Genomic DNA, 10,151 nt, shown 5'->3' with positions numbered 1-10,151 from the left:
TGTGAGGTATTAAACCCAAGCAACTGTGATACAGCAGATGCAGTGGTTACAGTAATACCACCAGTAATTAACGCAGTTGATGATGATTATTCAGCTACTTTATTTAATGGAGTAGTGGGAGGAATTGTGGGAGACATTACAATAAATGATACATTAAATGGAGCTCCAGTTTTAGATAGTCAAATTACAATAACATTATTAGACAACGATGGAATTGTAGGCTTATCAATTGATGCTAATGGTAATTTAATTATTCCAGCGGGAACACCTGAAGGACCTTATTTGATACAATATCAAATTTGTGAGATATTAAATCCAACAAATTGTTATACTGCAACAGTAGCAATTATAATTGGAGGTTGTTTAGATTTTCCAATAAATGATTGTGATGGTGATGGTGTAACAAATGGTCAAGAAGCTATTGATGGAACCGATCCTTCAGATCCTTGTGATTTAGTAGCAGCAAATCAAGATACTACTCCAAACTTAGCTTGGTTACAAGCAGATTGTGATGGAGATGGCGTTTCTAATGGTCAAGAGATTTTAGATGGTACTGATCCAACAAACCCATGTGATTATATCATTGGAAATGTTGTTTTACCTCAAGGTGGACTTTGGTCTTCAGCAGATTGTGATGGGGATGGAGTAACAAATGGTCAAGAAGTATTAGACGGAACTGATCCATTAAATCCATGTGAATCAGTAGAAGAAAATGTTACGTTACCACAGTCACAAGAATTTTTAGATGGAGATTGTGATGGAGATGGATTGACAAATGGAGAAGAAATAGGTAACAACCCTAATAGTCCAAATGACGCTAATGGTAACGGTATTCCTGATTATTTAGAAGTAAATAATCACAGTGTGTCGGAAGATGATTTAGAGATTTTCAACTTAGTTACACCAAATGGAGATGGAGATAATGATGTATTTGTAATTAGAAATATTGAATTATATCCAAACAATACAGTAGAAATCTACAACCGTTGGGGAATTCGTGTTTATGAAACCAAAGGATACGGACAAAATGGACAATATTTTAGAGGTATATCTGAAGGCAGAGTAACCATAAGTCAAGCTTCTGAATTGCCTGTGGGAACTTACTTCTATGTAGTAAAATATGTAAACAGTCAAGGAAGACAAAAAGAACGTTCAGGATACTTATATATTAATAGATAATTGAAATGAGGGAATGTAACAATTCCCTCTTCAAAACCATAAACAAAAAATTAAGACATGAGAAAAATATTTTTTATTATAATCTTAATGTGGTTGCCATCATTTGGGCAACAAGATTCTCAGTTTACACAATACATGTATAATACTATTAATATAAATCCAGCCTATGCGGGAAGTAGAGATGTTTTTAGTGTATTTGCTTTACATAGAAATCAATGGGTAGGTTTAGATGGTGCTCCAGTTACCAATACATTTGCTTTTCATACCCCATTAAAAAATGAAAACTTAGGAATGGGTTTATCTTTCATTAACGATCGAATTGGACCTTCTGATGAAAATTCTATTTCATTAGATATTTCTTATACAATCCCAACTTCTGGTTTATATAAATTGGCATTTGGGGTTAAAGCAACAGGTAATTTTTTAAATGTAGATTTTACAAAACTTAACATTTATAATCCTGGAGATATATTGGCTCAATATAATATTGACAATAAGTTTTCTCCTAATGTAGGTGCCGGAGTTTATTATTATTCAGACAATACTTATTTTGGATTATCAGTACCCAATTTTTTAGAAACCAAACATTTTGATAAAGGACAAGGAAGTTTTTCTCAAAATTCAGTAGCTGCTGAGCGTATGCATTATTACTTTATTATGGGTAAAGTGTTTGAAATTTCTCCTTTAATTAAATTCAAACCTGCATTTTTATCTAAAATTGTTCAAGGCTCACCGTTGCAATTAGACTTATCTGCCAACTTTTTATTTAACGAACGATTTACTTTTGGTGGTGCTTATCGCTGGGATGCAGCAGGAAGTTTATTAGCAGGTTTTCAAGTCTCGGATAATTGGTTTATTGGATATGCTTATGACATGGAAACTACAAAACTGGCCAATTATAATTCGGGTTCACATGAGTTCTTTTTGCGTTACGAGTTTAATAAAAAATCGGATCGAATTGTTAACCCTAGATTCTTTTAAAAATGAAATTTATGAAACGTATAATCACTATAGTTAGTTTGGTTTGTTTTTTCTTATCACCTGCCCAAAACGATAGAGAAAAAGAATTAGATAAACAATACAGCTGGTATTCTTACATTGATGCCATTAAAGTATATGAAAAAGTAGCAGAAAAAGGTCATGCTTCAATAGAATTGTTTCAAAAGTTAGGCGATGCCTATTACTTTAATGGAATGTTAGATAAATCGAAAGGATGGTATGAAAAACTTTTTCAATTAGATAACAAACCTTTAGACTCAGAATATTATTTCCGATATGCTCAATCGTTAAAAGCGGTTAAAGAATATAAAGAAGCCGATAAAATGATGGAGAAGTTTTACACCATTACAAATGATTACAGAGGTGAATTGTATCTTAAAAATAAATTGTATTTAATAGATATAAACAATAGTTTAGATAAATATACGATTGAAGATGCTGGAATCAATTCTGAGTTTTCAGATTATGGAGGAAACTTTAAAGATTCTAAAATGTATTTTGTGTCGAATCGAATTCCAAAAAGTGGTAAAAAGAAAATTGATAAATGGACTAACCAAAACTTTTTTAATATTTACCGCGCTGAGTTTAACGATTCTGTAAAAGCAGTTTACATTGATGAAATTGTTAATGAGTTTAATACTCAATATCATGAGTCGAGCCCAGTATTTACTAAAGATGGTCAAACCATGTTTTTTACCCGAAATAATTTCATCAATGGTAAAATAGGAATGGATAAAGACAAAGTAATCAAATTGAAATTATATAAAGCTTCATTGATAAATGGTAAATGGGATAAAATTACTGAATTACCATTTAATAATGATCAGTATAATGTTGCGCATCCTGCTTTAAGTCCAGATGAGAAAACATTGTATTTTGCTTCTGATATGCCAGGCGGTTTTGGTAATTCTGACTTGTACAAAGTGGCAATAAATTCTGATGGTACTTTTGGAACTCCAGTTAATTTAGGTAACCAAATCAATACGCGAGCAAGAGAAACCTTTCCTTTTATAACTTCAAATAATACTTTATATTTTTCATCTGATGGACTTATTGGGCTTGGTGGTTTAGATATCTTTAAATCTGTGCCAGATGAAAATGGAAACTATATTAGTTTTCAAAATTGTGGAGCACCAATTAACAGCGAGCGTGATGATTTTGCTTTTATCGAAGGTCCTTTTAAAAATGTTTTCTTTATTTCATCTAATAGAGAAGGAGGAAAAGGCTTTGATGATATTTACAAAATAAAAGCCAATCCAGAAGCTAAGAAAATAGAATACATAGATGCTATTGTAGATGAAATTTCAAAAGAGCCTATACAGAATACTAAAGTAACGTTATTAGATGCCAATCAGAATGTGATTGCTACCACTACTACCGATTCGTTAGGAAACTTTAAGTTTAGCGATGTACGTGTAGATAGAGAATACTATGTAAAAGCAGAAAACGATAATTATTTAACGAAAGAGTACCGAGTAAAAGGTGGGGAAGCTAAAAACAGAAAGTTTGAGATTGCACCCAAAATTATTCAAACAAAACCTGGAGATGATTTGGTTAAATTGTTGAATATTACTATTTATTTCGATTTGGATAAATTCTTTATTCGTGAAGACGCAGAAGTAGAATTGGCAAAAATTATTGAGCTTTTAAAGATGTATCCTAATTTAAAAATCGATATTCGTTCGCATACCGATAGCCGACAAAGTGAAGCCTATAACTTACGATTGTCTAACTTTAGAGCTAATGCTACACGAGATTATCTTATTAAAAAAGGAATCGCAAAAGAGCGTTTAACTTGCAAAGGATATGGCGAATCGCAATTGTTGAATAATTGTACCGATGACGTTCCGTGTACCAGAGAGCAACACCAACAAAACCGTAGAAGTGAGTTTATCATAGTACAATAGTTTTTTTTTAAAGTTGAGAATTGGAGCAGAAGAAATTACAAGTTTCTTTTCGCTCCAATTTTTATTTTGTAAAATTTTGATGGTATTGTTATAGTATTTATATTTAATTTTGAAAAAAGAAAAACTATGAAAAATTGGAGTCCCATCACTACTGAACAGCAAGTTAGGGATCTTATTGAAAGATCTATCGATAAACCACAGATAATTTTTAAAGATAGTGTAACTTGTGGTATTAGTGCTTATGCTAAAGAACGATTAATGTCTGGTAATGATTTATTAATTGCCAAAGCTGATTTTAATTATCTCGATTTACTTGCTTACCGAAGCGTATCTAACTTTATTGCTGATGAGTTAAAAGTAATTCATCAATCGCCACAAATTATTGTGTTGAAAGATAAAGAAGTAGTATATCGCGTTTCGCATCATAGCATTCAACCTGAAGATATTGCAAAGTATTTGTAATATGTAGTGGGGTATAAAAAGGTTTCTCAGGTTCATTTGTTAACATTTAGTTTTAACTAATTCTTTATTTCAATGAGATAACTTGTTGAAAATGAGTTTCTATTTTTTGTATTTTAACATTAATATAAATAAATTCTCAAAAAAGTTATTTAAATTTGAATAAGTCCATTTCCGATATTAACCTTCCATTTATAAAATCCATATTCACCAAATCTTTTAGGTATGATTAAAAAAGAAAAGGAGGAAAATGAACTTCTCAAAAGAATAAAAGAAATATCAGATTATAAATATGCATTAGATGAATCTTCAATTATTGCAATTACAGATCAAAAAGGTATCATTAACCATGTAAATGATAATTTTTGTAGAATTTCAAAATATTCAAGAGAAGAACTTATAGGTCAAGATCATCGTATTATAAATTCGGGATACCATCCTAAATCTTATATTAAAGATCTTTGGACTACCATTGCGCATGGAAAAATTTGGAAAGGGGAACTTAAAAACAGAGCCAAAGATGGTTCGGCTTATTGGGTAGATACCACCATTGTTCCTTTTTTAAATGAAGATGGAAAACCTTACCAATATGTTGCCATACGATCTGATATTACCGAGCGTAAAAGAGGTGAAGAAGAGTTATTAAAGAAGATTAAAGAAATATCCGATTACAAATATGCATTAGATGAATCTTCCATTGTAGCTATTACCAATCAAAAAGGGATTATAACCCATGTTAATGATAATTTTTGTAAAATATCTAAGTATAGTCGTGAAGAATTATTAGGTCAAGACCATAGAATAATTAATTCCTCTTTTCACTCAAAAGCGTTTATAAAAGAATTATGGGCAACCATTGCAAAAGGAAAAGTTTGGAAAGGAGAAATGAAAAACCGTGCTAAAGATGGTTCGGCTTATTGGGTAGATACCACTATTATTCCTTTTTTAAATGAACGAGGAAAGCCTTATCAATATGTAGCTATTCGTTCTGATATTTCTGAGCGAAAAAGGGGAGAAGAAAAAATTGCCAAAATACTACTTGATATAGAACATCAAAATACGCAGTTAGTTGATTTTTGTAATATCGTTTCACATAATCTACGTTCCCCATTAATTAATATTTCTATGTTAATAGAATTTTTAGAAACATGTGATGATGAAAACGAACGAGTTCAGATATTGAGTAAGATGAAACCTGTTGTTACGCATTTAAATACCATTTTTGATGAACTAGTTGAGTCGTTACAAATTAAACAAGATGTAGAGGTAGATTTAACACCAATTGATTTAAGAAAAACAATAGACACTATTTTAATGCTTTTTGATGCTCAAATTAATCAATACAGTGCTAAGGTAAATATTGATTTAGAAGAAGCAACGGTTTTGTATTCCCAAAAATATGCCGATAGTATTTTAACAAACTTAATTAGTAATGCATTAAAGTATAAATCACCAGAACGTACATTAAAATTAGATATAAAAACCTTTTACGATGAAAAAGGTTTGGTTTTATCTGTTAAAGATAATGGTTTAGGAATTGACTTAAACAGACATAAAAATAACATGTTCAAAATCCGAAAAGTATTTCATGTACACCCTGATTCACGTGGTTTTGGATTATTTATTACAAAAACCCAAGTTGAAGCCATGGGTGGTGAAATTTGGGTAGAAAGTATTCCTGAAAAAGGAAGTACATTTTTTATAAGATTAAACTCCCACACAGTATGAAAAAAATAGATATTATAGCTTTAATTGATGATGACCCAGCTTTTGTGTACATAACTGAAAAAATCATCGAAAAAACCAATAAATTTAAAGAAGTTAAAGTATTTGATAATGGTTTAAATGCTTTGAATTATTTGAAAGAAAATGTAAAAAACAGCCTTCATTTACCTGATATAATTTTTTTAGATTTATCAATGCCAGTAATGGATGGATGGCAATTTTTAGAAGAATATGCTTTGTTAAAAATAGAAAATAAAAACAAAATAACGGTTTATATTTGTTCCTCTTCTATATCACCTTATGACATTACTAGAGCTAAAAATATAAGCGAAGTGACGGATTTTATAATTAAACCTATCACAAAGGAAAAACTTACAGAAATTGTAAGTACATTTTAATTTTTGAAAAACGGATGATATGTAATTTTTATAAATTATTGTTTAAATTGTGTAATTGTTGTCTTTTTTAAAGAGGTTAATTTTATGCTACCATTCATTACACTAAGGTAAATGGATGTGATGGTTATGAAAAAAGCAACTCTTTACTTATTGGTATTTGTAATGTCGATGAGTTTTATCCCTCAAACGGCATTAGGAGCTTCAGTGGAATCTACTCTTTTACCTAATGGTGATCCTAAAGAAGTCCCTGTTGAAGTGAAAGCCCAACTCGATCGTTTGAACGAGATTAAGGCTATGGATAAATCTAAAATGACGGCTGCTGAGAAAAAAGCACTTCGTAAAGAGGTAAAAGCAATTAAGACCTCATTACGAGACGGAAATGGTGGGATTTATTTATCAGTAGGTGCCATTATTATAATTATTCTTTTACTTATTCTATTACTATAATCGTTATTTTTTCTTTCGCGTTACAAAGCATAATTTGTTTTTAATTGTGTTTTGTAACCGAATGAAAATAGAATCCTTATTTTTCACTGATTTACTATAATTGGTATCAATGCATTCTTTACAAAGGGAAACAGAATAATCTGATGATTTCACAACGGTTACAACCTCTATTAATCTTTTGAAGTTTCCTACTAAAGTAAAATGCTTTGTATTGTTAATGCATTTACAATTTTCTACGTGTAAGCAGTAATTTCCTTTTTTATCAGGTTCGGTATGTAGATAATAATTTGGCATGAAACGTGTTGTTTCTTACAAAACTAAATTCAAGAAAACAATTTTCCGTACGTAAATCCGTAAAGAGGTATATTTTTAGATAATACCTAGGTCTTTTGAAAGGGCTATAAGATGAATAGTTGTTTTTGCTTTGAAAATGTCTTTTAATTTACTAACACGTTTTTCAATATAACTTTTGCTGTTAGGTTTAATCTCTTTCGATTTAAACAAGTGTTCCATTTCTTCAATGGTAACTCCATTAGCTAACTGAGTTAAAATTTCTAAATCGTAGTCTTCAATTTCGTTGAATGAATTTTGCTTTAATGCGTGAGCCAAATTTTGAGAAACAAAAGTACCTCCAAAAAGTATGGTTTCCATTGCGGTTTTTAACTGACTGATGCTATTACGTCCTTTATGAACAAAAGCATTTACTTTTAAATCCTCTACTAGCGATTTAATTACAAAAGGTTTGTCTTCTACTGTATAAACTAACACTGGAATAGTGGGTTGAATTTGTCTAATAGCAGTAATGAGTTCCTCACCACTTTTTAAAGTAACGGATCTATAGTCGGTTTCAAAGGATAAATCGCTGATTAATAAGTCAAATGGAGCTTTATCGTAAATAGCTTTTTTGGCTTTCAATAGGGCATCGTCGCAGTATTTAGCGTGTTCAATTTCTTTCACTCCCATATTTTCAAGGGTTTGAATTAACGCTATGTTAATACTATCAAAATCTTCTGCGATTAATACTTTGGTAAACATACTTATTTCGGAATTACAATTTTTACTTTAAATCCTTTCTCAGGTTCGGTGTCAAAAGTAATTGTTCCTTTTATAGAAAAAATGCGGTTTTCCACATTTTGCAAACCATTTTTTATTTTTAATTCATTATCAGCTCCATTTCCATTATCAGAATAGGTGATTTCAAGTGCAGCTGATGTTTCTTTAAAGCTAATCATTACTAATGTGCAATTGCTGTGTTTTCTCATATTTACCATGAGTTCTTGTAACACACGATACAATACAATTTTAACTTCTGGGGTTAATTTTACTTCGTTAAGAGCGGAACAATTTAAAATAATGTTTGTTTTAGCAGTTGCATAGGCTGTAATCATATGTTTTAGTTGCTCAACATAGTTTTCTCCTGTATGGATTTCCTTATTTTCATTTGAGATGTTTCGAGCACGTTGATAAATCGTATCTAAACTTTCTAATAAGGTTTCTTTATTTTCATATTGCTCTAAGTTCTGAGTTTCAGCAAAGGCAATAGTATTGTGTACATCATTTGCTAATTCGTCGTGTAGGCGTTTAGCAATTTTAGTTTCGGTATTGTATTGGGTTTCTAATACTTTGCGTTTGTTGCGTTGTATGGTTAAACGATAAAGTAATATAAAGACGCTACTACTTAAAATCAATAAAGCAATAAAACCGTACATTTTGTATTGATAGGCTGTTTTTTCGGTTTCTGCTTTTTCAGCATCGTATTTGATTTTAGCAAATTGATTTTTAGCTTGTTGACGTGCTTTAAGTAGGCTATCATTAATTTGAATATACGTTTCGTGATAGTTGTTTTTTAGCTCGTTGTTAGTAGTTGTGGTAAAAAGTAGGTTTAATGCTTCTAAACGATCGTCGGGAATGAATGCTTTTGTGGCGGCGTTATATGCTTTTTGAGTCCACTCGGTTGCAAGAATAGGGTTGGTGTTTTTATAATATTCAGCCAAATGCACGTAAGACGACACGAGTTGTGAATCATCGTTATGGGTTTCTCTAATGTTTTTTGCTTTTTCTAGATAAGATAATGCCAATTTATCATTTAAGTGGAATAAAGCAATTCCTTTGTTATCTAAAACGCGTGCATAATCTAGAGGCGAATCTTGTAGTACTTTCTCATTTTCTATTTCGGATAAAAGATACACGGCTTTTTGATATTCTTTTTGTTTGAGGAATAAATAGGCAATGTTGTTTTTAGAAATGAAAATGGTTAATGAGTCATCTGTGATTTGAATTGCTTTTTCAAACATTTGTAGGGCATCTTCATAGTTAGCAAGATGCATGTAATTTAGTCCCAGCGAATTATACGCATTGGTTTGATAGGGAATTGGAATGCTGCTGTCAAATAATTGAATAGCTTGAGTGGTTGTAGCCTCACTGCCTATGTAATCGCATTCTAAATTTTCTATATGCGCCATTCGTAACAAGTTAAAAACGGCTCTTTTTGTGTTTTTTTGTTGCTGATTATAAAGGAATGATTGATTGTAATAGTAGTAGGCTTTTCGGTATTGTTTTGATTCGAAAAGATGTTCTGCTTGTTCTAAATTAGCGTCGAGAGGAGGTGTTTCATCCTTATTATTACAAGAAAACAAGCTACAAAATACAAAAAGAAGAATTAGTTTTTGAAAATACATTGTTTTGCTACTTACTATTCGTCGAAAGTAAGAAATTTACAATCGATTTGGAAATATAATTACAATTAAATCATTTTTAGTAATACAATGTAAACTTTAACGCAAAGTGCGGAAAGGTGTTGTTGTTGATAGTTGACGGGTTTCAGGTTTTAGTTTTGGAACACAGATTTAAGAAATTTTATAAATCTTTAAATCTTACTTTAATTGTTTTAAACACATAGACACATTAGTTTTTTTTTGTGTTGATTTTAGTCCGAAGCTTCGGACGTTACACTTTACATAACTCACAATAGACTATTCGCACAGTTTGTCATGCTGTTAAGCATCTCTTGAACAAGTGATACTTTCTTTATTAGAAG

Annotated in this window: 9 protein-coding genes; 7 read left to right on the top strand and 2 right to left on the bottom strand. The window is 31.0% G+C overall.

Annotated elements, in window-relative coordinates:
* The 7 genes from V7P59_RS10395 to V7P59_RS10365 form a co-directional block, all read left to right on the top strand.
* Window positions 1-1,179: gliding motility-associated C-terminal domain-containing protein (locus V7P59_RS10395; RefSeq protein ID WP_333810096.1), on the top strand; the 1,179-nt coding region annotated here is incomplete at its 5' end.
* Between the two features lie 57 nt (window positions 1,180-1,236).
* A complete protein-coding gene (locus V7P59_RS10390; RefSeq protein WP_333810095.1) occupies window positions 1,237-2,160 on the top strand; it encodes a PorP/SprF family type IX secretion system membrane protein in 924 nt (307 codons plus the stop codon).
* Between the two features lie 11 nt (window positions 2,161-2,171).
* Window positions 2,172-4,085 carry an OmpA family protein gene (locus V7P59_RS10385; protein ID WP_333810094.1) on the top strand — a complete coding sequence of 638 codons (1,914 nt, stop codon included), beginning with the start codon at window positions 2,172-2,174 and terminating at the stop codon, window positions 4,083-4,085.
* A 126-nt stretch (window positions 4,086-4,211) separates the two neighbouring features.
* On the top strand, window positions 4,212-4,547 hold the full coding sequence (gene ytxJ, locus V7P59_RS10380; protein WP_333810093.1) for a bacillithiol system redox-active protein YtxJ: 336 nt from the start codon (window positions 4,212-4,214) through the stop codon (window positions 4,545-4,547).
* A 222-nt stretch (window positions 4,548-4,769) separates the two neighbouring features.
* A complete protein-coding gene (locus V7P59_RS10375) occupies window positions 4,770-6,272 on the top strand; it encodes a PAS domain-containing sensor histidine kinase (RefSeq protein WP_333810092.1) in 1,503 nt (500 codons plus the stop codon).
* The gene (locus V7P59_RS10370) at window positions 6,269-6,667 is read left to right on the top strand and encodes a response regulator (protein WP_333810091.1); all 399 of its coding nucleotides are present in this window, start codon (window positions 6,269-6,271) and stop codon (window positions 6,665-6,667) included. Before V7P59_RS10375 ends, V7P59_RS10370 begins: the two co-directional genes overlap by 4 nt.
* 126 nt (window positions 6,668-6,793) lie before the next feature.
* Window positions 6,794-7,114: a hypothetical protein gene (locus V7P59_RS10365; protein ID WP_333810090.1), complete on the top strand. Its 321-nt coding sequence runs from the start codon at window positions 6,794-6,796 to the stop codon at window positions 7,112-7,114.
* A 369-nt stretch (window positions 7,115-7,483) separates the two neighbouring features.
* Here V7P59_RS10365 and V7P59_RS10360 read toward each other — a convergent pair whose 3' ends face one another.
* On the bottom strand, window positions 7,484-8,149 hold the full coding sequence (locus V7P59_RS10360; RefSeq protein WP_333810089.1) for a response regulator: 666 nt from the start codon (window positions 8,147-8,149) through the stop codon (window positions 7,484-7,486).
* Between the two features lie 2 nt (window positions 8,150-8,151).
* Window positions 8,152-9,792, bottom strand: a complete 1,641-nt coding sequence (locus tag V7P59_RS10355; protein ID WP_333810088.1) for a tetratricopeptide repeat-containing sensor histidine kinase — start codon at window positions 9,790-9,792, stop codon at window positions 8,152-8,154.
* Window positions 9,793-10,151 lie beyond the last annotated feature (359 nt).

It is taken from the genome of Flavobacterium sp. (assembly GCF_036782315.1).
In the GTDB taxonomy this organism is placed as follows: Bacteria; Bacteroidota; Bacteroidia; order Flavobacteriales; family Flavobacteriaceae; genus Flavobacterium.
This window is presented reverse-complemented; position numbering and strand designations above follow the sequence as displayed.

Coding starts and splice junctions, on each gene's coding strand:
- V7P59_RS10360 (WP_333810089.1), bottom strand. CDS start 8,149: ATGTTTACCAAAGTATTAATCGCAGAAGATTTTGATAGTATTAACATA.
- V7P59_RS10385 (WP_333810094.1), top strand. CDS start 2,172: ATGAAACGTATAATCACTATAGTTAGTTTGGTTTGTTTTTTCTTATCA.
- V7P59_RS10355 (WP_333810088.1), bottom strand. CDS start 9,792: ATGTATTTTCAAAAACTAATTCTTCTTTTTGTATTTTGTAGCTTGTTT.
- ytxJ (WP_333810093.1), top strand. CDS start 4,212: ATGAAAAATTGGAGTCCCATCACTACTGAACAGCAAGTTAGGGATCTT.
- V7P59_RS10365 (WP_333810090.1), top strand. CDS start 6,794: ATGAAAAAAGCAACTCTTTACTTATTGGTATTTGTAATGTCGATGAGT.
- V7P59_RS10375 (WP_333810092.1), top strand. CDS start 4,770: ATGATTAAAAAAGAAAAGGAGGAAAATGAACTTCTCAAAAGAATAAAA.
- V7P59_RS10370 (WP_333810091.1), top strand. CDS start 6,269: ATGAAAAAAATAGATATTATAGCTTTAATTGATGATGACCCAGCTTTT.
- V7P59_RS10390 (WP_333810095.1), top strand. CDS start 1,237: ATGAGAAAAATATTTTTTATTATAATCTTAATGTGGTTGCCATCATTT.